The organism is Streptomyces sp. NPDC096046 (assembly GCF_040303285.1).
Classification (GTDB): domain Bacteria; phylum Actinomycetota; class Actinomycetes; order Streptomycetales; family Streptomycetaceae; genus Streptomyces.
Genome location: NZ_JBEOSZ010000021.1, coordinates 1 through 25,969 on the forward strand (window position 1 = coordinate 1; position 25,969 = coordinate 25,969).

General features: G+C 71.3%; 18 protein-coding genes, 1 tRNA gene and 2 pseudogenes. 7 read left to right on the top strand and 14 right to left on the bottom strand.

What is annotated here, in order from left to right:
- The 4 genes and pseudogenes from ABTX62_RS19530 to ABTX62_RS19545 form a co-directional block, all read right to left on the bottom strand.
- The coding region (locus tag ABTX62_RS19530; RefSeq protein ID WP_502997980.1) for a BCCT family transporter at positions 1–916 on the bottom strand (916 nt) is incomplete at its 3' end.
- 240 nt (positions 917–1,156) lie between these two features.
- Positions 1,157–2,728 (bottom strand): GMC family oxidoreductase, encoded by a 1,572-nt coding sequence (locus ABTX62_RS19535; RefSeq protein WP_352117328.1) that lies wholly within the window; start codon positions 2,726–2,728, stop codon positions 1,157–1,159.
- A gap of 56 nt (positions 2,729–2,784) precedes the next feature.
- Positions 2,785–4,251, bottom strand: coding sequence for an aldehyde dehydrogenase family protein (locus tag ABTX62_RS19540; RefSeq protein ID WP_352117329.1), 1,467 nt, complete (start codon positions 4,249–4,251; stop codon positions 2,785–2,787).
- 910 nt (positions 4,252–5,161) lie between these two features.
- Positions 5,162–6,017, bottom strand: a pseudogene (locus ABTX62_RS19545) (FAD-dependent monooxygenase); the annotation flags it as partial.
- An 82-nt stretch (positions 6,018–6,099) separates the two neighbouring features.
- Between ABTX62_RS19545 and ABTX62_RS19550 the strand changes: the two are divergent.
- Positions 6,100–6,501 carry a helix-turn-helix domain-containing protein gene (locus ABTX62_RS19550; RefSeq protein ID WP_502997983.1) on the top strand — a complete coding sequence of 134 codons (402 nt, stop codon included), beginning with the start codon at positions 6,100–6,102 and terminating at the stop codon, positions 6,499–6,501.
- 69 nt (positions 6,502–6,570) lie between these two features.
- Here the strand turns inward: ABTX62_RS19550 and ABTX62_RS19555 are convergent.
- Positions 6,571–6,655, bottom strand: a tRNA-Leu gene (locus ABTX62_RS19555).
- Positions 6,656–6,797: 142 nt separating this feature from the next.
- Here ABTX62_RS19555 and ABTX62_RS19560 point away from each other — a divergent pair.
- Entirely contained in the window at positions 6,798–8,129 is a 1,332-nt protein-coding gene (locus ABTX62_RS19560; RefSeq protein ID WP_352117330.1) for a DUF2254 domain-containing protein, read from the top strand.
- A 312-nt stretch (positions 8,130–8,441) separates the two neighbouring features.
- Here the strand turns inward: ABTX62_RS19560 and ABTX62_RS19565 are convergent, their stop codons facing one another.
- From ABTX62_RS19565 to sucC, 3 genes are all read right to left on the bottom strand, one after another.
- A complete protein-coding gene (locus ABTX62_RS19565) occupies positions 8,442–9,983 on the bottom strand; it encodes an aldehyde dehydrogenase family protein (RefSeq protein WP_352117331.1) in 1,542 nt (513 codons plus the stop codon).
- 236 nt (positions 9,984–10,219) lie between these two features.
- Positions 10,220–11,134 (bottom strand): succinate--CoA ligase subunit alpha, encoded by a 915-nt coding sequence (sucD, locus tag ABTX62_RS19570; protein ID WP_352117332.1) that lies wholly within the window; start codon positions 11,132–11,134, stop codon positions 10,220–10,222.
- A gap of 14 nt (positions 11,135–11,148) precedes the next feature.
- Positions 11,149–12,279 (bottom strand): ADP-forming succinate--CoA ligase subunit beta, encoded by a 1,131-nt coding sequence (gene sucC / locus ABTX62_RS19575; RefSeq protein WP_352117333.1) that lies wholly within the window; start codon positions 12,277–12,279, stop codon positions 11,149–11,151.
- Positions 12,280–12,457: 178 nt separating this feature from the next.
- Between sucC and ABTX62_RS19580 the strand changes: the two genes are divergently transcribed.
- The 5 genes and pseudogenes from ABTX62_RS19580 to ABTX62_RS19600 form a co-directional block, all read left to right on the top strand.
- Complete coding sequence (locus ABTX62_RS19580; protein WP_352117334.1) at positions 12,458–14,140, top strand: thiamine pyrophosphate-binding protein; 1,683 nt, start codon at positions 12,458–12,460, stop codon at positions 14,138–14,140.
- A 9-nt stretch (positions 14,141–14,149) separates the two neighbouring features.
- Positions 14,150–15,391 (top strand): formyl-CoA transferase, encoded by a 1,242-nt coding sequence (frc, locus tag ABTX62_RS19585; protein ID WP_352117335.1) that lies wholly within the window; start codon positions 14,150–14,152, stop codon positions 15,389–15,391.
- A 4-nt stretch (positions 15,392–15,395) separates the two neighbouring features.
- Positions 15,396–17,540 (top strand): acetate--CoA ligase family protein, encoded by a 2,145-nt coding sequence (locus tag ABTX62_RS19590; protein ID WP_352117336.1) that lies wholly within the window; start codon positions 15,396–15,398, stop codon positions 17,538–17,540.
- Between the two features lie 122 nt (positions 17,541–17,662).
- The gene (locus tag ABTX62_RS19595) at positions 17,663–19,051 is read left to right on the top strand and encodes an OFA family MFS transporter (RefSeq protein WP_352117337.1); all 1,389 of its coding nucleotides are present in this window, start codon (positions 17,663–17,665) and stop codon (positions 19,049–19,051) included.
- 1 nt (position 19,052) lies between these two features.
- Positions 19,053–19,208 (top strand): annotated as a pseudogene (locus tag ABTX62_RS19600) (MFS transporter); the annotation flags it as partial.
- 156 nt (positions 19,209–19,364) lie between these two features.
- On the opposite strand, the gene ABTX62_RS19605 reads toward ABTX62_RS19600, so the two are convergent.
- The 6 genes from ABTX62_RS19605 to ABTX62_RS19630 form a co-directional block, all read right to left on the bottom strand.
- The gene (locus ABTX62_RS19605; RefSeq protein WP_352117338.1) at positions 19,365–20,417 is read right to left on the bottom strand and encodes a sugar phosphate isomerase/epimerase family protein; all 1,053 of its coding nucleotides are present in this window, start codon (positions 20,415–20,417) and stop codon (positions 19,365–19,367) included.
- Between the two features lie 82 nt (positions 20,418–20,499).
- Positions 20,500–21,915 (bottom strand): alkaline phosphatase family protein, encoded by a 1,416-nt coding sequence (locus ABTX62_RS19610; RefSeq protein WP_352117339.1) that lies wholly within the window; start codon positions 21,913–21,915, stop codon positions 20,500–20,502.
- The gene (gene eboE, locus ABTX62_RS19615) at positions 21,912–23,078 is read right to left on the bottom strand and encodes a metabolite traffic protein EboE (RefSeq protein WP_352117340.1); all 1,167 of its coding nucleotides are present in this window, start codon (positions 23,076–23,078) and stop codon (positions 21,912–21,914) included. The genes ABTX62_RS19610 and eboE overlap by 4 nt, the downstream gene beginning before the upstream one ends.
- A 3-nt stretch (positions 23,079–23,081) precedes the next feature.
- A complete protein-coding gene (locus tag ABTX62_RS19620) occupies positions 23,082–23,990 on the bottom strand; it encodes a TatD family hydrolase (RefSeq protein ID WP_352117341.1) in 909 nt (302 codons plus the stop codon).
- Complete coding sequence (locus tag ABTX62_RS19625; protein ID WP_352117342.1) at positions 23,990–24,802, bottom strand: EboA domain-containing protein; 813 nt, start codon at positions 24,800–24,802, stop codon at positions 23,990–23,992. The genes ABTX62_RS19620 and ABTX62_RS19625 overlap by 1 nt, the downstream gene beginning before the upstream one ends.
- Positions 24,799–25,683 (bottom strand): sugar phosphate isomerase/epimerase family protein, encoded by an 885-nt coding sequence (locus ABTX62_RS19630; protein ID WP_502997981.1) that lies wholly within the window; start codon positions 25,681–25,683, stop codon positions 24,799–24,801. The genes ABTX62_RS19625 and ABTX62_RS19630 overlap by 4 nt, the downstream gene beginning before the upstream one ends.
- Between the last annotated feature and the right edge of the window lie 286 nt (positions 25,684–25,969).

The following is a 25,969-nucleotide window of genomic DNA, read 5'->3' on the forward strand; positions in this document are numbered from 1 at the left end:
TCTGGACCACGGCGTTGAGCAGCCGGAACGGCTCTCCCACGACCAGGATGTAGAGCATCAGCAGGGTGGCGAGGAGGATGTTGAGCTGCGACAGCCGGCGAATGCCCTTGTCCACGCCGGACGCCGCGGACGCGGTGGCCATCGCCACAGCGACGACGATGAGGGCGATCTGCGCGGCAAGCCCTTCCGGCACGTCGAAGAGGACTTTCAGCCCGTAGTTCAGCTGCACCACGCCGATGCCGAGCGTCACGCCGATGCCGAACACGGTGCCGATGACGGCCGCCAGGTCGACGGTGTCACCGATCCGCCCGTGAATGCGGCGGCCGATGATCGGATAGAGCGCGGAGCGGATCGCGAGCGGCAGCCGGTACCGGAAGGAGAAGTAGCCGAGCGCCATACCCATCAGCGCGTACATGCCCCAGCCGGTGATGCCGTAGTGGAACAGCGTCCACACCACGGCCTGCCGGGCGGCCTCGAGCGTCTCCGGGTCGCCCTGCGGCGGCGCGAGGTAGTGGCTGACCGGCCCGGACACCGAGAAGAACATCAGGTCGATGCCGATGCCCGCCGCGAACAGCATCGCCCCCCAGGTGAAGAGGTTGTAGTCGGGCTTGGAGTGCTTGGGGCCCAGCTTGACCGTGCCGTACTTGGACACGGCGATGAAGACGACGAACAGCAGGTACAGGGTCGCGGCGACAAAGTAGTACCAGCCGAACCAGCGGGAGATCTTGCCGACCACCACTCCGATGGCCGTTTCCGCACCGGAGGGAGTGATGATCGCCCAGATGGAGATGGCGAGGATGAGGACGGCCGACCCGAAGAACACCACGGGTTTGAGCCGGGCCTCGCCCATCGGCACCTCCTCGGCCGGTGGCTCCTCCGGTGCCGTTCCGGGGCCCTTCTCTCCAGCGGTCGACACGGTCTTCCTCCTTCGCTGCGGGCCAGGACGCCGGCTCCCGGCGGCCGGTGGCGTCTGCCGCGGCCCGCGGGGCCCGGGATGCCTGTTGTCATTGCTCGAACGCCCGGGGCCTGGGGGACGAGACACGGTCCTGGCGGCCCGGTGCACCCGGCCGGGGTCGACCGGACGTGCTGTCCTGCGGGCCGGAGCCGCTCACGGGCACGTGCCCGGCGGCCGGGCCCGCGGGAGGCCGCGGGCCGGTCACCGTGGTGCCGCCCGGCCGGCGGGCCCAGGGCGGCGAGTGACCAGGTCGGCGGCGCGTTCGGCGGCGAGCAGCACGGTCACCATCGGGTTGATGGTGGGCATGGTCGGGAACACCGACGCGTCGACGATCCGCACGCCCTCGAAACCCCGCAGTCTCAGCTCGGGGTCGCAGACGGCCGCCGGGTCGTCCGCCGCGCCCATGCGGCAGGTGCCGGCCGGGTGGTAGACGGTGTGGGCCACGCGCCGTCCGTACTCCGACAGGTCGGCGTCGGAGACCACGTCCGGGCCGGGCGCGACCTCGCGGACGAGCCAGCCGCTCAGGGGATCGGTGGCGGCTACCGTCCGGGCCAGCTTGAGCCCCTCGACGATGGTGCGCTCGTCGTGGCCGTCGGGGTCGGTGAAGTACCGGAAGTCCAGGGCGGGATGCTCGGCCGGGTTGGAACTGCGCAGCCACATGCGGCCGGTGGAGCGGGCGCGCGGCACGTTCGGCGTCATGCACACCCCGTGCTCCGGAACGGGGTAGCCGAGACGCTCGGTGTTGACGGTGAACGGCACCTGGTAGAAGTGGAACATCAGGTCCGGGCGCGGTTGTCCCCTGTCGAGGCGCAGGAAGAGGCCTGCGTCGGAGTCCATCGCGGAGTTGGGCGGCAGCGGGCCGTCGGTCTCCCAGACGATCACGGACTCGGGGTGGTCCAGCAGGTTCTCCCCGACGCCGGGCAGGTCGGCCCGCACCTTGATGCCCAGTGCGCGCAGGTCGTCGGCCGGTCCGATGCCGGAGAGCATCAGCAGGCGCGGGGTGTCGATGGCCCCGGCGCAGAGCAGGAGTTCGCGTTCGGCGCGGACGGTCGCGGGTTCGCCGTCGGCACCGCGGACGGCGACACGGGTCAGCCTCCCCGATGCGTCGGTGAGCAGCCGGTGGGCCCAGGTCTCCAGCAGGAGCGTGAGATTGGGCCGGCCCAGCACCGGGTGGAGGTAGGCGACGGACGCGGAGGAGCGCAGGTTGCCCTCCGGCTGGTAGGCCAGCGAGAAGAAGCCGGTGCCGTCCGCGAAGGGCTCGGCGTTGAAGTCGTCGACGACGGGGACGCCGAGGGCGCGGTGGGCCGCGGTGACGAAGTCCTCGGCGATGGGATTGCGGTCGGCCTCGGCCACCGGGACGATCCGCGTGAGCAGCCGGTCGCGGTAGGGCAGGATCGTCGCCGGGTCCCAGCCGGAACAGCCATGAGTCACCCAGTCGTCGAGGTCCTGCGGCAGCGGCAGGAAACTGATCAGCGTGTTGTGCGAGGAGCAGCCGCCGAGCACGCGGGCCCGTGAGTGCAGGATGTGCGAGTTGCCGCGTGGCTGCTCGACGGTGGTGTAGCCGTAGTCGAACTCCGAGTCGAGGAGGTTGATCCAGTTGCGCAGGCGCAGGATGCGCTCGTCGCCGACATCGCTGGGGCCGCCCTCGATGACGCAGACCCGGCAGTCGGGGTCCTCGCTCAGCCGGGCGGCGAGCACACAGCCGGCGGTGCCGCCGCCGACGATGACGTAGTCGTAGGCGGACTCGGGGCCGTGCGGCGTGGTGGAGGCCATGGGTGCCTTTCTTCGGTCCCGTCGGGTGGTGAGCGGCTGTTCCGTGCTGCGCCCGGTCAGCCCTTGAACCAGCCGGAGGGTGCCGGAGCGAGGTTCTGGTAGATGTGCTTGGCCTCCTGGTACTCGCGCAGGCCCGTGGGGCCCAGCTCGCGTCCTACGCCGGAGCGGCCGAAGCCGCCCCACTCGGCCTGCGGTACGTAGGGGTGGAAGTCGTTGATCCACACGGTGCCGTGCCGCAGCCGCTGGGCGACGCGCTGGGCGCGGCTCGCATCGGAGGTCCACACGCCGCCGGCCAGGCCGTAGCGGGTGTCGTTGGCCAGTTCCACCGCCTCGTCCTCGGTGCCGAAGCGCTCGACGGTGACGACCGGGCCGAAGACCTCCTCCTGGATGATGCGCATCGACCGGTCGCAGTCGGCGAAGATCGTCGGCAGGAGGAAGAAGCCCCGGCTGAGCGCCGGATCGTCGGGACGGGTGCCGCCGGTGACGAGCCGGGCGCCCTCCTCGCGGGCGGCGGCGATGTGGCGTTCCACCTTGTCACGGTGCTCGGCGGAGCTGAGCGGGCCGCTCTCCGTGCCCTCCTCCAGGCCGTTGCCCAGCCGGATCGCCCGGGCGCGCTCGGCGTAGGCCTCGACGAACCGGTCGTGCAGGGAGTCCTGGACCAGCAGGCGTGACCCGGCCGAGCACACCTGCCCGGAGTGCAGGAAGGCGGCGTCGAGGGCGTAGTCGACGGCGGCCTCGAAGTCGGCGTCGGCGAACACGATGTTGGGGTTCTTGCCGCCCAGTTCCAGGGCGATGTTCTTCGGCCCCTCGGCAGCGGCGGCCATGATCCGGCGTCCGGTGGCCAGGCCCCCGGTGAAGGACACCAGGTCCACCTCGGGGTGGCTGGTCAGGGCGGCGCCGACGGTCGCTCCGGAGCCCAGCACCAGATTGGCGACACCGGGCGGGGCGCCGGCCTCCTCGATCAGCCGGATCATGGCGATCGTGGTGAGCGGGGTGGTCTCGCTGGGCTTGAGGACGAAGGTGTTGCCGGCGGCCAGCGCCGGCGCCACCTTCCACGATGCCTGCAGCAGCGGGTAGTTCCAGGGGGCGATGAGCGCGCACACCCCGACCGGCTGGTAGACGACACGGCTGAGGACGTCCGGGCCGACGTCGACGACCCGGCCGCCGTCCTTGCCGGCGAGTTCCGCGAAGTAGCGGAAGGCGTTCGCCACGTCCTCCACGTCGATCCGGGCCTCGGTCAGCGTCTTGCCGGTGTCGAGGGTCTCGGTGCGGGCGATGTCCTCCCGGTCGCGCAGCAGCAGGTCGTGGACGCGCAGCAGGACGTCGGCCCGGCGGCGGGAGGGGGCGTTCGCCCAGTCCTCCTCGGCGAAGGCGCGCCGGGCGGCGCGCACCGCGCGGTCCACGTCGGTGGCGTCGGCCTCGTCGACGGTGGTGACGACCGAGGCGTCGTACGGGTTGACCACGTCCCGCCGCCCGCCGGCCGCCGCATTCGTCCACTCGCCGTCGATGTACAGCTCGCCCATCGCGGGGCCTCCTTCGTGTCCGACCGGCATCGATCGGTTCGCCGGCCGGCGACACGGCCCATGGTGCGGTCGGCGACGACGGGGCGCACGGCCATCGTCGCGTCCGGGTGGTCGGGTGCCCCGGGCGGACTAATGGGCGGGCGAGACAGCAGTGGGCCAGGCCCTCGGCCTCGGCAGGCATGTGCCGGGCGGACGGATCGGGCGGACGGATCGGGCGGGAGGGTTGAGCGACCGTCCGGAGAGTCGTGGCCGCGGACGTCTCGGCCAGGGCCATCGCCGCAAGGCCGCCGTAGGAGCCGCTCAGGAACGCCATCGTCCCGGTCCTCTCGGGCGGCCGAGCGACCACCTGCGCCGGTACGTCGACGACGGCCGGGCCGGCGATGCCGAACCGCGTCAACACGAAGGCGGAGGCTCAGCGCAACTCGGCGATCGGGAGCGTCGGCGCTCCGCCGGACCCCGTTTCGTGCGCCGGCGAGCAGGCGCGGGTCCAGGTGTCCGCCATCAACACGGCCGGCCCCACCGGCTATGGGAAGTCGTACTGGAGCTTCCGGTCCGCCACCACCGGCGGCTCCACGAAGCTCTGCCTCACCCGCGTCTACCACGCCGACTACTGCATTCTCGGCCGGCAGTCCGGCGACTCGATCTCCCTCGCCCTGATGACGGCCGTGGCCTGCCGACGCGAGCCGGTACCCGTCCCGTACAACCAGATCATGCACATCACAGGCGTCTACCGGGCCCCGGCGGGTGCCGACGCGGTAACACCGTCCACTGACCGCGGACTCGCGGCCCCTGCAGGAGGCCATGCGGACAGGGGATGCGGTCACGGCCGGCGGTTCGGGCGTTCGTCCCGACGGGGGTACGTCGGCGATGGCAGCCGCGTGGACGGTCCGGGCACGCACTGTGGCTCTCACGCCACTCCGGCGCAGAGGACGCGGCCGTTCGCGTACGACTCGGCGTACATCTCGTTGACGGTCCACGCCGAGGACGACCTGACGGTCACGGGTATGTCGTCGTCTCCGACGGGCTGCCGGACGACCGACTCGGCGTACTCGGTGGTCAGGTCGGGCGCCCCGGCGCTCACGTCGTAGCCCCAGACGATCAGCCACTCGTTCCACGGGCGCACGCAGCGCACCAGCCCCGCGCCGATGCCGCCGACCGTCGCACCCGGGGCGAGGACCCAGTAGAGGGTGGACGGGCGGTGGGCGGTGTACTTGCTCAGGTCCGCCTCGAAGACGATGTTGATGCTGCCCGCCACGCCCGTCTGACCGCCCATCGGCAGCCCGGCGTCCGCGGCGACCCTCGACCGTCCGCCGTCGATCAGGTACTTGGCGCGGATCTCGTACGTGTCCCCGCGCAGCCGGTCGCGGACGGTGGCCGTGACGCCGTCGGCGTCCTGGGTGTGGGAGAGGTACTCGTTCTGGAAGCGGAGCCGGGTGCCGCGGGCGACGGCGGCGTTCACGAGGACCGGTTCCATGAGGTGCTGCGGCATGTCGCACATGCGGGTGGGGCTGGCGAGTTCGTGCTCGGCCTGCACGAGCGGGTCGTTGCCCCAGGAGCGCACCCGGCCCAGCTCCTCGCCCGCCAGGCTGGTGCAGAACGTCGTGTTGCCCATCAGGTGCTGCGGGGTGGCCTGCGCGACGACCTCCTGCTTCACGCCGAGGTCGCGCAGCACCTCCATGGTGCGCTGGTTGGTGATGTGCGCACGGGGTGTCGGCGAGGCTCGTGTAGCGGGTCACCACAAGGTTGGTGACGCCGCACCCGGACAGCCGGCTGGTGGTCACCTACACACCCGGCGCCCCGGTCGGTCCCTGCCTCGAGCGCCTGCTGGACAAACTGTCCGCCCGCTCGGTGACCCTGCCGCCGCTCCGCGAACGCACCGAGGACATACGGGAACTCCTGCCGGCCCTCGCACCCCGCACGGCGCCCGGGCAGCCGCCGCTGACCTGGACCCTGGACGCCCTGCGTGCGCTCCAGCTGTACCCCTGGCCCGGGAACGTCACCGAGCTGGCCCATGTCGTACGGGCCCTGGCGGAGCGGCGGCGGGCGACCGGGCCGGTGCGCCGGACGGAACTGCCGGACGCCGTCCGTGAAGGGCCGGCCACGCGCCCGCTCAGCCCGATGGAGCACGCCGAGCGTTCCGCGATTCTGGAGGCGCTGCGCCGCCACGGCGGCAACAAGGCACGCGCGGCGGCCGCGCTGGGAATCGGCCGGGCGACGCTGTACCGCAAGCTGCGGGAGTACCGGCGCTGAGGTGCGGGAGGGACGACGAACAACAGCTCGGGCGGGTCGAGAAGATCTCGACCCGCCCGAGCTGGTCTGTGTCCGAGGGGGGACTTGAACCCCCACGCCCGATAAAGGGCACTAGCACCTCAAGCTAGCGCGTCTGCCATTCCGCCACCCGGACCAGGTGTCTGCCGCCTTGCCAGGGGTGTTCCCCGCGGCGACACGGACAACAATACCAAGGTTTCGGAGTGCCTTTCACCTGCGTTTCCGTCCGCCTGGCGGGGGTCCCGGACCTCACGCGCCGACACCTCTAAGGTCGCACCATGAGTGACTGGATGGTTACGCAGAGCTCCTCGACGGGGCGTCGTCCACGTGCGCTGTCACCGCTCAGGGAGCATCTGCGGGACACGTTCTGGTTCGCACCGACCGCGGCGATGGTGAGCGTGTTCGTGGTCTGGGTGGGGGCGCAGGCGCTCGACACGGCGATCGTCGACGCGCTCCAGGAGGACCGGGACTACGAGACGCTCGACGAGCTGCTGCGGTTCGCGGAGGACGCGAAGGCCGTGGTGAGCGCGGTCGGCTCGGCGATGATGACCTTCATCGGTGTGGTCTTCAGCATCTCGCTGGTGGCCGTGCAGATGGCGAGCGGGCAGTTCACGCCGCGCGTGGTGCGGCTCTTCGTCCGGAGCCGGATCACCAAGGCGACCTTCGCGGTGTTCCTGGCGACCTTCGTGCTGACCCTGCTGGTCCTGACGAGCTTCGACAGTGTCGAGGACCCGCGGGCCGTCACGTCGGTGCCCTTGGTGCAGTCGGTGCTCACCCTCTGCATGGTCGGACTGAGCCTGCTGCTCTTCGTGCTGTACGTGAACGCCACCCTGCGGCTGATGCGGATCAGCCATGTGATCGCCCGGATCGCCTCGGAGTCGTTCCGGGTCGTCGCCTCGATGCCCGTGCCGTCGGGCGGGCAGGAGGGCCCCGGCCTGGGCGCCGCGACCGCGTGGGTGCCGCACGAGGGCCGGGCGGGGGTGTTGCGGGACGTGCACATCGCGCGGTTGGTGCGGGTGGCGCGCAAGCACGGCGTCCTGCTGCGGCTGATCCCGCGGATCGGGGACTTCGTGGTGCCGGGCATGCCCGTGCTGGCGGTCCACGACGGGCCGGTCCCGCCGCGCCGGGTGCTGCGGTACGCGGTCTCGGTGGGGGTGGAGCGGACCTACCACCAGGATCTCGGTTTCGGGCTGCGGCAGTTGTCCGACATCGCGTTGCGCGCCCTGTCGCCCGCGATCAACGATCCGACGACCGCCGTGCAGGCGCTGGACCGTGTCGTCCAGTTCCTGGCAGCGCTGAGCCGACGGCCGCTGGACGCCGCCCTGCACCGGGACCGGGCCGGTGCGGTGCGGCTGGTGCAGCCGGTGCCGGACTGGACCGAGCTGGTGGATCTCGGGTTCGCCGAGGTACGGGGATGCGCCGTCGGCAGCCCGCAGATCTCCCGGCGCATGCTGGCCGGTCTCGACGACCTGCTCCTGCTCGCGCCGCCGGAACGCCGCGAGCCGCTGCTGCGCCATCGCGAACTGCTCCGGCAGGCCGTCGGCGTGGCGGCGCCGACCGCGTCGGACCGGGACTTCGCCCTGCGCCCGGACCGGCAGGGCATCGGCTGAGCGACGCCTCGGAGCGTGGCGTCGCGCCGCACGCCCGGGACCGGTCCGGGGAGGCCAGGGGCGGAGGTCCCAGCCGTGGAGGCCAGGCCCGGGGGGACCCCGCCGTAGGGGCCAGGCCCGGGGGAACCCTGCCGTAGAGGCCAAACCCGGGGCGAACCAGCCGTGGAGGCCCGGCCCGCCGTGGCAGGGCGCTCACAGACAACAGGCCGCACGAGTGCGGCGGGCCACACCCCGTCGGACCGCCACGGCATCCGACGCCGGCTCCCCACAGCGAACCCCCCGGGGAACCGGCGTCGGACGCGCCCCCCTACGTCAGGGCAGCAACTGGTACTCCGGGAAGTTCCCCGGCAGCCGCTCCCCCTCAGGTCCCCGCGTCACGGCGCGCACCAGCAGGTCACCGCCGACGAACGCGCCGCGCCAGGAAGCTCCGAGCCCGCCGAACAGTTCGTCGCGGTCGCCCCGGGAGCGGGGCGTGCCGTGACCGACTTTGAACGCGCGGATGTGCGGGGCGAGCCGGTCGTACGTCGCCCGGTCATCCGTGGACAGCGTGGCGACCAGCGCGCCGTTGGAGGCGTTCATCGCGGCCAGCAGCTCCGCCTCCGTGTCGACCAGGACGATCGTGTCGACCGGGCCGAACGGCTCCGCGTGGTGCAGCGGAGAGGACGAGGGCGGGTTGAGGAGCGTGACCGGCTGGACGTAGGCGGAGGTGTCCTGGCCGGGCAGGAAGCGAACGTCGTCGGGCGTGGCGCGGTGCAGCGGTACGGCGCCACGCTCGATCGCCTCGGCGACCTGGTCCTGCAGTTCCTTCGCCTTGGCCGCGTTGATCACCGGCCCGAAGTCCAGCTCCGGGTACGGGTCGTCCCGCCGCTCCACGGCGAGCGGATGCCCGACCTTCAGGGTGCGCACCGCGGGGAGGTACGCCGCCAGGAACGCGTCGAACAGATGCCGTTGGACGACGAAGCGCGGGTACGCCGTGCAGCGCTGCTTGCCGTAGTCGAAGAGCTTGGGGACCACCGCGGTGAGGGTGTCCCAGTCCGAGTAGTTCCAGATTCCCCAGGTGTTGAGTCCTTCCTGTTCGAGCACGTGCCGTTTGCCGAGGTCGGTGACGGCCGTGGCCACGGCGGCGCCGGTGTCGCGACCGCCGACGAAGGAGACGCAGCCGATCTCGGGCGCCCGCACCAGTGCCTGCGAGAGCTCGCCTCCGCTGCCGCTGACGAGGGTCACGGGGATCCCCTCGCGGGCGGCGAGGGCGCAGGCCAGGGTGAGACAGGCGACACCGCCGTCGGTCGGGGTCTTGGCGATGACCGCGTTGCCCGCCAGTGCCTGGACCAGCAACGCGTGAACGAGCACGCTCATCGGGTAGTTCCAGCTGGCGATGTTGGACACGGGGCCGTCCAGCGGGGAGCGGCCGGCGAGCATGGGTTCGACTCCGTCGACGTACCAGCGGACCCCGTCGATGGCCCGGTCGACGTCCGCCTGGGCGAGCCGCCAGGGCTTGCCGATCTCCCAGACGAGCAGCAGCGCGAGCAGGCCGCGATGTTCGGTGAGGGCGTCGAGGGTGGCGGCGATCCGGGCCCGCCGCTCCTGAAGGGGGATGTGCCGCCAGGCTCGATGCTGCTCGAGCGCGGCGCACACGGCCCGGTGGGCGGTGATTCCGTCCAGGCGTGGCGGGCCGGCGATCGGGCTGCCGTCGACCGGACTGACGGCGGGCAGGACACGGCCGTCCTCCTGCCAGGCGCCGTTCCAGAGGTTGAGGAGCCGGTCGTCACGGAAGGCCTCGGGGGCGACGGCGAGACAGCGCCGCCAGGCGTCGGGCCAGGACGTTCCGGTCTTGAGGGTGAGGGTGGGTGCCATGGGGTTGCTCCGCTCTCGGTGCACGGTCGGGGGCGGGGGATGCGGCCCGGCGTCGACCGGGACTCGGCGTGGGCGGCCCTGTGAGCGGGCCGGGGCTTCGGCGTAGCGGCCGGGAAATCGGCGAGGGCCGAGTGGCCCGGCTGTCGACCGAGGAATCGGCGCGAGCAGCCCGGCATCGGCCGGGAATCCACGCGGGCGGCCCAGCGATCGGCCGGGAATCCACGCGGGCGGCCCGGCTAGCGGCCTTCGAGTCGCGCGAGCACCAGCTTCGCCGTCTCGGTCGGTGTGCTGCCCACGCTCACCCCGACCGCCTCCAGGGCCTCCTTCTTGGCGGCGGCCGTGCCGGAGGAGCCGGACACGATCGCGCCCGCGTGCCCCATGGTCTTGCCCTCGGGTGCGGTGAATCCGGCGATGTAGCCGACGACCGGCTTGGTGACGTGCCCGCGGATGAAGGCCGCCGCCCGTTCCTCCGCGTCGCCGCCGATCTCCCCGATGAGGACGATCAGTTCGGTGTCGGGGTCGTCCTGGAAGGCGGCGAGGCAGTCGATGTGGGTGGTACCGACGACGGGGTCGCCGCCGATGCCGACGCAGGTGGAGAAGCCGATGTCGCGCAGCTCGTACATGAGCTGGTACGTCAGCGTGCCCGACTTGGAGACCAGTCCGATACGGCCCGGCTTGGTGATGTCGGCCGGGATGATGCCCGCGTTGGACTGGCCGGGTGTGATGAGGCCCGGGCAGTTGGGGCCGATGATGCGGGTGCCCTTGTCCTTCGCGTAGGCGGTGAAGGCGACGGAGTCGTGGACGGGGATACCCTCGGTGATGACGACGGCGAGGCCGATGCCGGCGTCGGCGGCCTCGACGACGGCCGCCTTGGCGAAGGCGGGCGGCACGAAGACGACGGTGACGTCCGCTCCGGTGGCGCGCATCCCGTCGGCGACCGAGCCGAAGACGGGCACGGCACCGGGGGCACCTGCCAGGCCTTCCAGGCTCGGGGGAACGTCGAAGTCGACGGTGCGCCCCGCCTTGCGGGGGTTGACGCCGCCGACCACGTTCGTGCCGGCCGCGAGCATCCGCCGGGTGTGCTTCATGCCCTCGCCGCCGGTCATGCCCTGGACGAGGACCTTGCTCTCCTTGGTGAGGTAGATGGCCATGGCGTTCGCTCTCCTCAAGCCGCGGTGGCGAGTTCGGCGGCACGGGCGGCGGCGCCGTCCATGGTGGTGACCTGCTGGATCAGCGGATGCGCGTGCTCGTCGAGGATGGCCCGGCCCCGGGCCGCGTTGTTGCCGTCGAGACGCACCACGAGCGGCTTGGTCAGTCGGACGGTGTCCAGCGCCCGGACGATGCCGTCGGCGACCGCGTCACAGGCGGTGATGCCGCCGAAGACGTTGACGAAGACGGATTTCACGGCCGGGTCGGAGAGGATGACCGACAGCCCGTCCGCCATCACCTGGGCGCTCGCTCCGCCGCCGATGTCGAGGAAGTTGGCGGGGCGCGCACCGCAGCCCGCGACCACGTCGAGGGTCGACATGACGAGGCCGGCGCCGTTTCCGATGACGCCGACCTCGCCGTCCAGCTTGACGTAGTTGAGGCCCTTCGCGGCGGCGGCCGCCTCCAGCGGGTCGTCGTACCCGGTGTCGTCGGCGCCCCAGCGTGTCTGCCGGAAACGGGCGTTGTCGTCAAGGGTGACCTTGCCGTCGAGGGCCAGGATCCGGCCCTCCTCTGTGCGGACGAGCGGGTTGACCTCGACGAGGAGGGCGTCCTCGCGGACCAGGACCTCCCACAGGCGTACGAGAACGTCGACGGTCCGGGGCGGGAGCCCGGCCGCGTCGGCGATCTCGGTGGCCTTGGCCGGGGTCACCCCCACGGCCGGGTCGAGGGGGATACGGGCGACCGCCTCCGGCCTCGTGGCGGCGACCTCCTCGATCTCCATGCCACCCTCGGCCGAGGCGATCGCGAGGAAGTGGCCCGCCGCGCGGTCGAGTACGTAGGACACGTAGAACTCGTCCGCGATGCGCACGGGTTGGGCCAGCATGACCTTGCCGACCGTGTGGCCTTTGATGTCCATGCCGAGGATCTGGCGTGCTGTCAGCTCTGCGGCGGCCGGGTCCGCGGCGAGTTTCACGCCACCGGCCTTGCCGCGTCCACCGGTCTTCACCTGGGCCTTCACCACGACTCGCCCGCCGAGTCGGCGTGCTATCTCGCGTGCTTCCTTGGGCGAGTCGGTCACCTCGGCCCGTGGCACCAAGATGCCGTGTTCCTCGAAGAGTTCCCTTGCCTGGTGTTCGTACAGGTCCATTTCGGCTCCTGACTGCCGTGTCGTGCGGGGAGCGAACTTCCAGCCCCCCGGAAAATGCCGCACGCCCCCTGGACACCACCCACCGGATGCGGGATAACAAGCTTCATACAGTATTCGTCGACTGTATGCAATGTACCGGGAGCCGCTCCAACCCCCTACGAAGGGACAGGACTTCGCCATGCCCGACGACACCCAGGATCTGATTTCCGGTGGTCATCTCGTAGCCAAGGCGCTGAAGGCCGAGGGAGTCGACCGCATCTACACCTTGTGCGGCGGCCACATCATCGACATCTACGACGGCTGCGTCGACGAGGGCATCGAGGTCGTCGACGTACGCCACGAGCAGGTCGCCGCCCACGCCGCCGACGGCTACGCGCGCATCACCGGCAAACCCGGTTGCGCGGTGGTCACCGCGGGACCGGGGACGACCGACGCCGTCACCGGTGTCGCCAACGCCTTGCGCGCGGAGTCCCCGATGCTGCTGATCGGCGGTCAGGGAGCTCTCACCCAGCACAAGATGGGGTCCCTGCAGGACCTGCCGCACGTCGACATGATGAACCCCATCACCAAGTTCGCGGCGACCGTGCCCGACACGGCCCGTGCCGCGGACATGGTGTCCATGGCGTTTCGCGAGTGCTTCCACGGCGCGCCCGGCCCCTCCTTCCTGGAGATCCCGCGCGACGTGCTGGACGCCAAGGTGCCCGCGGCCAAGGCGCGCGTGCCGCAGGTCGGCGCCTACCGCGCCTCGACCCGCTCGGCCGGCGACCCCGAGGCGATCGAGAAGCTCGCCGACCTGCTGGTGCACGCCGAGAAGCCGGCCATCCTGCTCGGCAGCCAGGTGTGGACCACCAGGGGCACCGAGTCGGCCGCCGAACTCGTCAGGACCCTCAACATCCCCGCCTACATGAACGGCGCGGGGCGCGGCACCCTCCCGCCCGGCGACCCGCACCACTTCCAGCTCTCGCGCCGGTACGCCTTCTCCCACGCCGATGTCATCGTCATCGTCGGTACGCCCTTCGACTTCCGCATGGGCTACGGCAAGCGGCTGTCGCCGGACGCGACCGTCGTGCAGATCGACCTCGACTACCGCACCGTCGGCAAGAACCGCGACATCGGCCTCGGCATCGTGGGCGACGCCGGGCTGGTGCTGAAGTCGGTGACCGAGGCGGCCTCCGGGCGCATCAACGGAGGTGCGTCCAAGCGCAAGGAGTGGCTGGACGAGCTGCGGGCCGCCGAGCAGACCGCCCTGGAGAAGCGGCTGCCGAACCTGAAGTCCGACGCCTCACCCATCCACCCCTACCGCCTGGTCAGCGAGATCAACGACTTCCTCACCGAGGACTCGATCTACATCGGCGACGGCGGCGACATCGTCACCTTCTCCGGGCAGGTCGTGCAGCCCAAGTCGCCCGGGCACTGGATGGACCCGGGGCCCCTCGGCACGCTCGGCGTCGGCGTCCCCTTCGTGCTCGCGGCCAAGCAGGCGCGGCCCGACAAGGAGGTCGTCGCGCTCTTCGGCGACGGCGCGTTCTCCCTGACCGGCTGGGACTTCGAGACGCTCGTCCGCTACGACCTCCCGTTCGTCGGCATCGTCGGCAACAACTCCTCCATGAACCAGATCCGTTACGGCCAGGCCGCCAAGTACGGCAAGGAACGCGAGCGGATCGGCAACACCCTCGGCGACGTCCGCTACGACGAGTTCGCCCGGATGCTGGGCGGCCACGGCGAGGAGGTCCGCGACCCCGCCGACATCGGCCCGGCCCTGCGGCGCGCCCGCGAGTCCGGCAAGCCGTCGCTGATCAACGTCTGGGTCGACCCGGACGCGTACGCCCCCGGAACCATGAACCAGACCATGTACAAGTGAGGTGCCCCGATGACCACTACGTCCACCAAGGCCCTCGAAGGCATCCGCGTCCTGGACATGACCCACGTCCAGTCCGGGCCGTCGGCGACCCAGCTGCTCGCCTGGCTCGGCGCGGACGTCGTCAAGCTGGAGGCGCCGACCGGCGACATCACGCGCAGGCAGCTGCGTGACCTGCCGGACGTCGACTCCCTCTACTTCACGATGCTCAACTGCAACAAGCGGAGCATCACCCTCAACACCAAGACCGAGCGCGGCAAGGAGATCCTCACCGAGCTGATCCGGCGCTCCGACGTCATGGTCGAGAACTTCGGCCCGGGCGCGGTGGACCGGATGGGCTTCACCTGGGACCGCATCCAGGAGATCAATCCACGGATCGTCTACGCCTCCATCAAGGGGTTCGGCGAGGGCCCGTACACCGACTTCAAGGCGTACGAGGTCGTCGCCCAGGCCATGGGCGGGTCGATGTCGACCACCGGCTTCGAGGACGGGCCGCCGCTGGCGACGGGAGCCCAGATCGGGGACTCCGGGACGGGTGTGCACGCCGTGGCGGGCATCCTCGCCGCGCTCTACCAACGGGAGCGCACCGGGCGCGGGCAGCGGGTCAACGTGGCCATGCAGCACGCCGTACTGAACCTGTGCCGGGTGAAGCTGCGGGACCAGCAGCGTCTGGCACACGGGCCGCTCGCTGAATATCCCAACGAGGACTTCGGCGACGAGGTTCCCAGGTCCGGGAACGCGTCCGGCGGCGGCCAGCCCGGCTGGGCGGTCAAGTGCGCGCCGGGCGGCCCGAACGACTACGTGTACGTCATCGTTCAGCCCGTCGGCTGGCAGCCCATCAGCGAGCTCATCGGCCGGCCCGAGCTGGCCGACGACCCCGAGTGGGCGACGCCCGAGGCGCGGCTTCCCAAGCTCGGCAAGATGTTCCAGCTGATCGAGGAGTGGTCCTCGACGCTGCCCAAGTGGGAGGTGCTGGAGCGGCTCAACGCACGCAACATCCCGTGCGGGCCGATCCTCTCCACCCGGGAGATCATCGAGGACCGTTCGCTCGCCGCCAACGAGATGGTCGTGACCGTCCCGCACCCCGAGCGCGGCGACTTCGTGACCGTGGGCAGCCCGCTCAAGCTGTCCGACTCGCCCGTCGAGGTGACCAGCTCCCCGCTGCTCGGCGAGCACAACGAAGAGGTCTACGTCGGCGAACTCGGCCTCGGCGACGAGGAAGTGCGCCTGCTCAAGTCGAACGGAGTGATCTGACGTGATGGCGGAAGACCGGGTCCTGCGGGTGCGGTCCCTCCTGGAGTCCGTGCGGGCCGAGGGACGGACCGCGCTGACCGCGCCCGAGGGCAAGGTGATCGCCGACGCGTACGGGATCGCCGTACCGGGCGAGGAACTGGCGACGGACGTCGACGAGGCCGTGGCGTTCGCGGCACGCTTCGGCGGACCCGTCGTGATGAAGATCGTCTCGCCGGACATCCTGCACAAGACCGACGCCGGCGGAGTGATCGTCGGGGTCGAGGGCGCGACCGACGTACGGGCCGCCTTCCACACCATCATCGACAACGCGCGCGCCTACGACGCCGATGCCCGTATTGCGGGCGTGCAGGTGCAGGAGCTGCTGCCGCAGGGGCAGGAGGTCATCGTCGGCGCGGTCACGGACCCGACGTTCGGGAAAGTGGTCGCCTTCGGGCTCGGCGGGGTGCTCGTCGAGGTCCTGAAGGACGTCACCTTCCGGCTCGCCCCGGTGACCGCCGACGAGGCCCTGTCGATGCTGGACTCGATCCGGTCGGCGGAGATCCTGCGCGGCGTGCGCGGCCGGGCGGGTGTGGACCGGTGGGCCGTCGCCGAGCAGATCCGCCGCGTGTCCCAACTCGTGGCGGACTTCCCCGAGATCGCCGAGGTGGACCTCAACCCGGTGATCGCGACGGCGGAAGGGGCCGTCGCGGCCGACATCCGGGTGATCCTCGCCGAGTCGCAGCCCGCGCCGCGCCGAAAGTACTCGCGCGACGAGATCCTCAGGTCGATGCGCCGGCTGATGCAGCCGGGCTCGGTCGCCGTGATCGGCGCCTCCAACGAGCAGGGCAAGATCGGCAATTCGGTGATGCGCAACCTCATCGACGGAGGGTTCGCCGGGGAGATCCATCCGGTGAATCCCAAGGCCGATGACATTCTGGGCCGCAAGGCGTACAAGAGCGTCACGGACGTTCCCGGTGAGGTGGATGTGGCGGTCTTCGCGATCCCCGCCACGTTCGTGGCCGCGGCCCTGGAGGAGGTGGGGCGCAAGAAGATCCCGAACGCCGTGCTGATCCCCTCCGGGTTCGCGGAGACCGGCGAGCACGCACTCCAGGCGGAGATCGTGGAGATCGCCGAGCGGCACGGCGTGCGGCTGCTGGGGCCGAACATCTACGGCTACTACTCGACCTGGCAGGACCTGTGCGCCACGTTCTGCACGCCGTACGACGTCAAGGGCGGGGTGGCGCTGACCTCGCAGTCGGGCGGCATCGGCATGGCCATCCTTGGCTTCGCCCGCACCACCAGGACGGGTGTGTCGGCGATCGTCGGGCTCGGCAACAAGTCGGACCTGGACGAGGACGACCTGCTGACCTGGTTCGGCGAGGACCCGCACACCGACTGCATCGCGATGCACCTGGAGGACCTCAAGGACGGCCGTGCCTTCGTGGAGGCGGCGCGGGCGACCGTGCCGAAGAAGCCGGTGGTCGTGCTGAAGGCCGGACGGACGGCGGCGGGCGCCAAGGCGGCCGGCTCGCACACCGGCGCCCTCGCCGGCGATGACGCCGTGTACGACGACATCCTGCGGCAGGCCGGGGTGATCCGGGCGCCGGGACTGAACGACATGCTGGAGTACGCGCGCGCGTTGCCGGTGCTGCCCGCACCCAAGGGCGACAACGTCGTGATCATCACGGGTGCCGGCGGCAGCGGTGTGCTGCTTTCCGACGCGGTGACGGACAACGGCCTGTCGCTGATGGAGATCCCGCCGGACCTGGACGAGGCGTTCCGGGCGTTCATCCCGCCCTTCGGGGCCGCGGGCAACCCGGTGGACATCACCGGGGGCGAGCCGCCCTCGACGTACGAGGCGACGATCCGGCTGGGTCTCGAGGACGAGCGCGTCCACGCGCTGGTCCTCGGCTACTGGCACACCATCGTCACTCCTCCCATGGTCTTCGCGGAGCTCACCGCGCGTGTGGTGGCCGAGTTCCGGGAGCGGGGCATCGAGAAGCCCGTGGTGGCGTCGCTCGCGGGGGACGTGGAGGTGGAGGAGGCCTGCCAGTACCTCTTCGAGCACGGGGTCGTGGCGTACCCGTACACGACGGAGAAGCCGGTGGCCGTGCTCGGCGCGAAGTACCGCTGGGCGCGGGAGGCGGAACGGCTGGGGGGCGGTACATGAGGTGAGTGAGCGGGGGGCCGGCCGACGGTGCGCGTCGGCCGGCCCCGGGACCCGCGCGCGCACGAAAGGCATGGGACAGGGGGCGCTGGCCAGATCTTTCGACGCAAGGGGTGCGACACGACATGACAACGACCGATCTGCCCACCACGGTTTCCTACCGGGAGGTCACCGACGCGAACGGTCGCGTCTACCGCCTCGGTGAGACCGACATCGACATCATGGGGCGCAAGCGCAAGTGGATGGTGATCCTGCCCTGGATCGGCATGATGGGCATCTCCTCCGCCGAGTACGCGTTCGCGTCGGCCGAGGAGACCCTGCACACGGCGCACAGCTGGAACAGCATGCACATCTTCTGGATGATGACCGTGTGGGTCTTCTTCCAGGCCGCGGTGGCCTTCCCCGCGGGCAAACTGCGTGAGAGCGGGAAACTGCCGGCCCGCTGGGCCATGATGCTCGGCGCCGTCGGCACGCTGCTGGGCTATCTGTCCCTCGCCTTCGCGCCGCACGTGGTCTTCGCCTACATCGGCTTCAGCATGTTCAGCGGCATGGGCGCGGGCATGGTGTACGCCACCTGCGTCAACATGGTCGGCAAGTGGTATCCGGAGCGCAAGGGCGGCAAGACCGGCTTAGTCAACGGCGGTTTCGCCTACGGCTCGGTGCCCTTCGTCTTCCTCTTCAACGGCTACATGGACCTGACCAACTTCCGCTGGGTGCTGGTCTCGGTGGGTGTGTTCCTGGCCGGGACGGTCGCGTTCTCCGGCTACTTCTTCAAGGACCCGCCGAAGAACTGGTGGCCCTCCACGATCGACCCGCTGAATCCGCCGGACGACCCGCGCGCGGCCCGCTCGCTGCGGATGAACCCGCCGGCGGTGCGCCAGTACTCCCCCAAGGAGGCGTGGAAGACCGGCCGGGTCGGCCTGATGTGGTTCTGCCTGGCGTGTACGTCCGGCGTGAACATCTTCGGCATCGCCTTCCAGGTGGAGATCGGCGAGGAGGCCGGATTCGCGGGCGGGATCGTCGCCACGGCCATGTCCCTGAAGGCCATCGTCAACGGCACCGGCCGCGGTGTCATCGGCTGGCTCTCCGACCTGTACGGCCGCAAGCGCTGCCTGCTCGTCGTGTGCGTGATCCTGGGCCTGTCCCAGTACGGCATCCTCTGGTCGGCGAACGCCGAGAACCTTCCGCTGTTCCTGGTCTTCTCCTCGGTCTCCGGCTTCGGCGGCGGCGCCATCTTCCCGATGTTCGCGGCCCTCACCGCCGACTACTTCGGTGAGAACAACAACGCGTCCAACTACGGCATGGTCTACAGCGCCAAGCTCGTCTCCGGCCTGGGCGCCGGCATGGGTGCCGTGGTCGTCGGCGCCTGGGGGCACTCCGGAGCCTTCATCCTGGCCGGCTCCATCTCGCTCTTCGCGGGCTGCATGGCACTGTTCCTGACCCCGCCGGGACGCGACAGGAAGACGGGCCGCATCTCCCCCAACCCGCAACCGCTCGGCGAGGACACAGCCTGACCTGACAGCAGCTCCGTACCCGGCGCGCACGTCTCCCTCACCCTCCGACGCCGCACACCGTCCCTACCGCGAGGTGACCGACACCCACGGCCGCGTCCACCGTCCCGGCGAAACCGACCGCGACCTCCTCGGCCACTCCCGCGAACTCATAGTCCACTTCGGCTTGGTCGGCGGGATCGGCGCCGGGCCCGTCCACGCCGTGCGCCGACCGGGACACGCGCCGGTGCGGCCGCAGCCCTTTGGCTGACACCCGCTCCACCCATGAGGAGGCCCCTCCCGTCCGGGGAGGGGCCTCCTCATGTCCGTACGCCGGTCAGCACTTCTCCCTCAGAGAGTGCAGATGGGCGCTGGAGCGGCGGGCGAACGTGAAGGACTCGGCCGGGTTGTCGTGCTCGGCCTGCCAGTGGTGGGCCATGCGGTGGCCCCGCAGCCGGGTCACGGCCGAGACGAACCGCTGGTAGTCGATGTCCCCGTCGCCGACGTCGGTCATCTTGTAGCCGTAGGGGTTCGACGGGTCGCTCTCGCCGTCCTTCACGTGGAAGAGCGGGTAGCGGTCGGGCCGCCGCAGGACGTAGTTCAGCGGCTCGAACGGCGCGGGCGTGCCGTCGGGCCGCTTGGAGAAGCGGAACTGGCCGACGTACGCCCAGTAGATGTCCATCTCCAGGTAGACGAGGTCCGGGTCGGTCTCCTTGAGCAGGATGTCGTAGAGACGGACCTTGGGATGGTCGGTGGCGAAGGAGAACTCCTCGGAGTGGTTGTGCTGGTAGAACTTCATGCCGCGGGCCCTGGCCGCCGCACCGTAGGTGTTGAAGTCCTCGGCGGCGCGCTTCCAGGCGTCGACGGTCGAGCCGTAGCGGAACGGTCCTGAGGCGGTGCCGATGTGCTTGAGGCCGAGGGCCTCGGCGTCGTCGAGGACCTTGGTGAGGTTCTGGGCGAAGGTGTAGGCGCCGGGGTCGTCGGAGTAGTAGCCGACGTGGCTGCCGATCGGGTTCAGGCCGTGGTCGCGGGCCAGCCGCTTGAGCTGGGCGAGCGTGAGGGGGCCGGCCGAGCCCTGGGTGTAACCGGCGAACTCGACCTCGTCGTAGCCGTACCGCGCCAGTTCGGCGAAGACGGGGCCGAAGCCGAGGGTGGAGACCTTGTCGCGCAGGCTGTAGAGCTGGATGCCGAGCCGGCCGGGCGGCAGGACGGGGCGGCCGCGGCCCTTGGCGCCGGACGCGGTGGCGGTCGTGGCGTCGCCCGTGGCGGCGATCGCGGGGGCCGCGGCGCCGAGCAGGGCTGCGGCGGTGGCACCGGCGGCCACGCCGAGCATGCCTCGTCTGCTGAGGCGGTGGCCGAGTTCGGGGTCGGGCTGGGAGAAGCGGCTCATGCGTGGAACTCCTCGTGATCGCGGGGCGTTGTCAGTGGTGAGTGCTTCACTTGTGACCAGTCGGACACTGAGGGTCACCACCTCAGGTGAGACCGGCGAGTCGGAGCAGTAGTGACTTCACATCGGTGGCCGCGACGCGGTCGCCGACAGCGCGGGGGGTGGAGCAGATGAGGAGCGGGCCGTCGTCGTCGCTCGCCGGAAGGCGGCCGTGGCTGCCGCGAATAGGTGAGGGGTCCAGGGGCACGACCGCCATGCGGTAGCGCATGCCGAGCTTCTTGCGCGCCAGTGCGGTGGCCGCCTTGACCTTGACGTAGGGGTCGAGGGGATCCATGAAGAGTTCGACCGGGTCGTAGCCGGGTTTGCGGTGGATCTCGACCAGTTGCGCGAAGTCGGGCGCGCGGTCGTCGTCGAGCCAGTAGTAGTACGTGAACCAGGCGTCGGGTTCCGCCACGACGACGAGTTCACCGGCGCGCGGATGGTCGAGGTGGTGGGCCTTCTTGCCCTCGTCGTCGAGGAGTTGCTCGATGCCGGGCAGCCCGTCCAGGGCGGCCCGGGTGGCGTCCAGGTCCTCGGGGCGGCGCACATAGACATGGGCGATCTGGTGGTCGGCGACCGCGAAGGCGCGGGACGCCATCGGGTCGAGGTACTCCATGCCGTCCTGTGTGTGCACCTCCAGCAGGCCGGCCCGGCGCAGGGCGCGGTTGATGTCGACATGCCGGTTCACACGGGTGATGCCGTACTCGGACAGGGCGACGACGGTACGGCCCTCGGCGCGGGCGTCGTCCAGCAGCGGGGCGAGGGCGGCGTCCAGGTCGGTGGCCGCTCTCAGGGAGCGCGGGTCGTCGGGGCCGAAGCGCTGCAGATCGTAGTCGAGATGCGGGAGGTAGCAGAGCGTCAGGTCGGGGTGGCGGGTGCGGATGATGTGGCGGGTCGCGTCGATGATCCACCGGCTGGAGACGAGGTCCGCTCCGGGGCCCCAGAAGTGAAAGAGGGGGAACGTACCGAGTTCGGAGGTGAGTTCGTCGTGCAGCGCGGCCGGCCGGGTGTAGCAGTCGGGTTCCTTGCGGCCATCGGAGTAGTAGACGGGACGGGGTGTGACGGTGATGTCGGTGTCGGCGCCCATGGCGTACCACCAGCAGACGTTCGCGACGGTGTAGCCGGGGTGGGCTCGGCGGGCGGCGTCCCAGAGTTTGTCGCCGGCCACGAGTCCGTTGTGCTGACGCCACAGGAGGACGTCGCCGAGTTCGCGGAAGTACCACCCGTTGCCGACGATGCCGTGCTCCGAGGGCATGGTGCCGGTGAGGAAGGTGGACTGGGCGGCGCAGGTGACGGCGGGCAGGACGGTGCCCAGCGGGGCGCGGGAGCCGGATCGGCCGAGCGCCTTGAGATGCGGCATGTGGTCGAGGAGACGGGGGGTGAGGCCGACGACGTCGAGGACGAGGAGGGGGATGGGGCGGTCCGTCGCGGCCGGGCCGGGGTGCTGGGTGCCGTTGCTCATGGCAGCTCCTTCAGGCCGAGGTCCGCCAGCAGGTCGCGGGCGAGGGTCAGTTCGGCGGCTATGCCCTCGGCGAGCTGGGTGCGGCCCCTGGGGCGCAGCTCGGGCGGAAGGGCCTGCCAGGTGTAGGTCTCGACCTCCAGGTGGCGGGTGAGCGGGGCCGGGCCGCCGACGAGCCGGGTCAGTGCGGATCTCAGGACCGGCAGGGTGGAGGTGAGAGGGGCGACGGGGGCCGCGTGCAGGGGGACGTGGAAGTGGGCGCGCCAGGGTGAGGCGTCCGGCAGGGCACCGGCGAGGGCCTCGTCGAGGTCGTCGGTGGCGCGCAGGCCGGCGGCGGTGGCGTTGCGGGTCTGGTGCAGAAAGCGGGGCTCGGCGAAGGCGGCGAGGGCCTCGCGTACCTCGGGGAGGTGGGGGTGTTCGGCGTGCAGAGCGGCGGAGAGCTGGGATTTGACGACGGGGACGCGGGCTGCGGCGAGCGCGTCCAGGGCGGTGCGCGGATCTTCGAAGGAGGTGGCGAGGTGGCAGGTGTCGACACAGATACCGACGCGGTGGTGGCCGATCACGGTGAGCGGGGCGATGGCGTCGTGGGTCGTCTCGACGACGCAGCCGGGTTCTGGTTCCAGGCCGACGCGGATGGAGCGGCCGGTCAGCTCCTCCAGGGCGTCGAGGCGCTCGGCGAGGGTGCGCAGCGCGGTGCGGGCGGTTTCCGCACGGTCGTCGTCGTACGCGGTGCGCCAGGCGAGGGGCAGGGTGGAGATGGTCCCGTCGGTGACGTCGTCGGGGAGCAGCCCGGCGAGGACGCGGGCGAGGGCGGTGGTGTGGTCGAGGCGTTCGGGGTCGGCCCAGTCCGGCTTGTAGACGCGGTACTTGACCTCCTCGGCACCGAAGCCCTCATAGGGGAAGCCGTTGAGGGTGACGACCTCGAGGCCGCGCCGGTCCAGCTCGGCGCGCAGCTTGCGCAGTGCGGCCGGGTCGGTGACGAGGGCGTGGGCGGCGTCCCGGGCGAGCCACAGTCCGATGCCGAGCCGGTCGCGGCCCATGCGGCGCCGGACGGGTTCGCAGTGGTCACGCAGCTGGGCGAGGACGCCGTCGAGGGTTTCGGCGGGGTGGACGTTGGTGCAGTAGGCGAGGTGGACGGTGGAGCCGTCGGGGTGGCGGAAGCGCATGGCTCACGCCCCCGCGGTGGGGACGCCCGGCCTGCCGGGGCCGTTGGCCGGCTCGTGCGGGTGCTTCGGCGCGCCGCGCAGGATGGAATTGCCCTCGTGGGTGGTGTCCGTACCGGTGACGTCGAGGTTCAGGCGGCCGCTGAGCCCGTAGAAGGCGACGGGATTGCGCCACAGCACCTGGTCGACGTCGTCCTCGTCGAAGCCCTCCGCCAGCATCAGGTCACCGACCTTGCGGGTCTTGAGAGGGTCGCTCCTGCCCCAGTCGGCGGCGGAGTTCACCAGGACCTGTTCGGTCCCGAAGGCGCGCAGGATCGCGACCATGCGCTCCTCGTCCATCTTGGTGTCCGGATAGACGGAGAAGCCCAGCCAGCAGCCGCTGTCCCTGGCCTCCTTGACGGTGGTCTCGTTGAGGTGGTCGACCAGGACCCGGTCCGGGGCCAGCGCGGATTCCCGAACGACGTCGAGGGTTCGGCGCAGCCCGGCGAGCTTGTCGCGGTGCGGGGTGTGCACGAGGGCGGGCAGCGCGTGCTCGGCGGCGAGCTGGAGCTGTGCGGCGAGGGCGTCGTCCTCGGCGGGGGTCATGGAGTCGTAGCCGATCTCCCCGACCGCCACCACGTTGTCCTTGACGAGATACCGCGGTAGTTCGTCGAGGACGGGTGCGCAGCGCGGGTCGTTCGCCTCCTTGGGGTTGAGGGCGATCGTGCAGTGGTGGGCGATGCCGTACTGGGCGGCGCGGAAGGGCTCCCAGCCGAGAAGGGCGTCGAAGTAGTCGCGGAAGGAGGCGGGCGAGGTGCGCGGCTGCCCCAGCCAGAAGGACGGCTCGACGACGGCACGGACACCCGCGGCGTACATGGCCTCGTAGTCGTCGGTGGTCCGGGACGTCATGTGGATGTGGGGGTCGAAGATGCGCATCAGGACTCCTTGCCGTGGGGGTGGTCCGTGCCGGGGGCCGGGGTGCCGGACTCGGTCAGGTCCAGGACGCGGTACAGGTCCTCGGGGACGGCTCGGCCGGCGGCGGAGCGTTCGGCGGCGTAGTCACCGAGCATCCGGGCCAGTTCGCCGTCACCGGCGGCGCGCCGGGGCAGGTCCGCCACGTGGTCGACGGGGACACCGGTGAACAGGCACTTCAGTACGGCGTGCCGCCACTGGTGGGCGGCCAGGTGCCGGGCGGCGTAGGGGCCGAGGGCCGCGCTGAGAAGCCGGGTGTCGTTGGTGCGCAGGGCGTCCTCGGTCAGCGGCAGGGCGTCCGGGCCGGGGACGAGGTGGGGCAGGGCGTGCAGTACGGCTCGGCGCTCGTCGGCGGTGCCCTGGAAGTAGACCCGGGTCAGGGCGTCGGTGTCGGCGCGGGCCGCGTCGAGGATGAGGACGCGTGCGGCGTCTGCGTGGGCCGGGCCGCAGCGCCGGCCGGCCTCAGCGAGGCGCAGTTCCCATGTGGAGATGGGCCCGTGCAGGCCGGGGTGGGCGGCGGCCTCGTCGAGGGCGTGGTCGAGCCAGGCCTCGGCGGCGGGGTCGAGGTGGGTGGCGAGGTGGTGGCGGAGGTCGGCGAGGGAGGGGGTGGGGGCGGCGTCCCGGGTGGGGAGGCGGGCGGCGTCGCCCGGGCCCTCGGCAGCGCGGCCGGTGTCGTGGAGGCTGTGGGCGCCCTGGCTCCCCTGGGTGTCCCGGGCGTCCTGAGTGCTCTCGCTGTGCGCGGTTCTCGCCGCTGGTGTGGTGCGGGGACGGGTCATCCGGTGCTGCTCCCCTCATGGGTGGCGGAGGGAGCGCCGTGGGGTGGCGCGGTCTGCTGGATGGCCGGAGCGGGGGCGGGCGGCGTGGTGGTGGCCGCGGTCCGCTCGGCGTGGCGGAGGAACGGAAGGGAGTGTGCGGCCAAGTGGGGACCCGCGTGGGAGTGGCGGGGCAGCTCGACGACGGTCAGGCCCTGGTAGCCGGTGGCGGCGAGGGCCGCCAGAACCGGCGGGAAGTCGATCTCCCCGTCCCCGAAGGGGAGGTGCTCGTGGACGCCGCCTCGCATGTCCTCGATCTGGACGTGCCGCAGCCAGGGGGCGGCGGCGCGTACGCAGTCGGCCGGTGGAAGGGGTTCGAGGCACTGGCAATGGCCGATGTCCAGGGTGAGGCCGAGGGGTTCGGGGTCGCCGAGGGTGCTGCGGAGGTGGTGGAAGTCGGCGAGCGTGCCGAGGAGATGGCCCGGCTCGGGTTCCACGGCGAGCGGAATGCCCGCGGAGCAAGCGGCGTCCAGGACAGGGGTCAGAGTCCCGGTGAGGCGCTTCCACGCGGTGTCCGTGTCGGTGCCCTCGGGGACGACACCGCTGAAGCAGTGGACCGCGTGGGCGCCGAGGTCGGCGGCGACCCGGACGGCCCGGACGAGGAGGTCGACGCGGCGGGCCCGGTCCGCGGGGTCCGGGTCCAGCAGGGACGGGCCGTGCTTGCGGCGCGGGTCGAGCACATAGCGGGCGCCCGTCTCGATGGTGACGCCCAGTCCGAGCGCGTCCAGCCGGTGCGCCACCCGGCTGGTGCGGGCGGCGAGGTCGGGTGCGAGCGGGTCGAGGTGCATGTGGTCGAGGGTCAGTCCGACCCCGTCGTACCCGAGGTCGGCGAGGAGAGCGAGCACGTCGTCGAGCCGGAGATCGGCGAGACCGTTGGTGCCGTAACCGAAGCGAAGGGAAGGAAGCGGGCCGGGCGGGACGAGAGCGGTACGGGGCGAGGCAACGGCCTGGACACCCGGTGCTCGCGAAGGTGCCCCGGCACCACCCTCGGAGCTGCGGGCCTCAGACCCACGGGCCGATGCGGCGGCGTGCACACCCGGTGCTCGCGAAGGTGCCCCGGCACCACCCTCGGAGCTGCGGGCCTCAGACCCACGGGCCGATGCGGCGGCGTGCACACCCGGTGCTCGCGTA

Excerpts from the sequence above, each read along its gene's own strand:
- ABTX62_RS19535 (WP_352117328.1), bottom strand. The coding sequence starts at position 2,728 with ATGGCCTCCACCACGCCGCACGGCCCCGAGTCCGCCTACGACTACGTC.
- ABTX62_RS19540 (WP_352117329.1), bottom strand. The coding sequence starts at position 4,251 with ATGGGCGAGCTGTACATCGACGGCGAGTGGACGAATGCGGCGGCCGGC.
- ABTX62_RS19560 (WP_352117330.1), top strand. The coding sequence starts at position 6,798 with ATGAGTGACTGGATGGTTACGCAGAGCTCCTCGACGGGGCGTCGTCCA.
- ABTX62_RS19565 (WP_352117331.1), bottom strand. The coding sequence starts at position 9,983 with ATGGCACCCACCCTCACCCTCAAGACCGGAACGTCCTGGCCCGACGCC.
- sucD (WP_352117332.1), bottom strand. The coding sequence starts at position 11,134 with ATGGCCATCTACCTCACCAAGGAGAGCAAGGTCCTCGTCCAGGGCATG.
- sucC (WP_352117333.1), bottom strand. The coding sequence starts at position 12,279 with ATGGACCTGTACGAACACCAGGCAAGGGAACTCTTCGAGGAACACGGC.
- ABTX62_RS19580 (WP_352117334.1), top strand. The coding sequence starts at position 12,458 with ATGCCCGACGACACCCAGGATCTGATTTCCGGTGGTCATCTCGTAGCC.
- frc (WP_352117335.1), top strand. The coding sequence starts at position 14,150 with ATGACCACTACGTCCACCAAGGCCCTCGAAGGCATCCGCGTCCTGGAC.
- ABTX62_RS19590 (WP_352117336.1), top strand. The coding sequence starts at position 15,396 with ATGGCGGAAGACCGGGTCCTGCGGGTGCGGTCCCTCCTGGAGTCCGTG.
- ABTX62_RS19595 (WP_352117337.1), top strand. The coding sequence starts at position 17,663 with ATGACAACGACCGATCTGCCCACCACGGTTTCCTACCGGGAGGTCACC.
- ABTX62_RS19605 (WP_352117338.1), bottom strand. The coding sequence starts at position 20,417 with ATGAGCCGCTTCTCCCAGCCCGACCCCGAACTCGGCCACCGCCTCAGC.
- ABTX62_RS19610 (WP_352117339.1), bottom strand. The coding sequence starts at position 21,915 with ATGAGCAACGGCACCCAGCACCCCGGCCCGGCCGCGACGGACCGCCCC.
- eboE (WP_352117340.1), bottom strand. The coding sequence starts at position 23,078 with ATGCGCTTCCGCCACCCCGACGGCTCCACCGTCCACCTCGCCTACTGC.
- ABTX62_RS19620 (WP_352117341.1), bottom strand. The coding sequence starts at position 23,990 with ATGCGCATCTTCGACCCCCACATCCACATGACGTCCCGGACCACCGAC.
- ABTX62_RS19625 (WP_352117342.1), bottom strand. The coding sequence starts at position 24,802 with ATGACCCGTCCCCGCACCACACCAGCGGCGAGAACCGCGCACAGCGAG.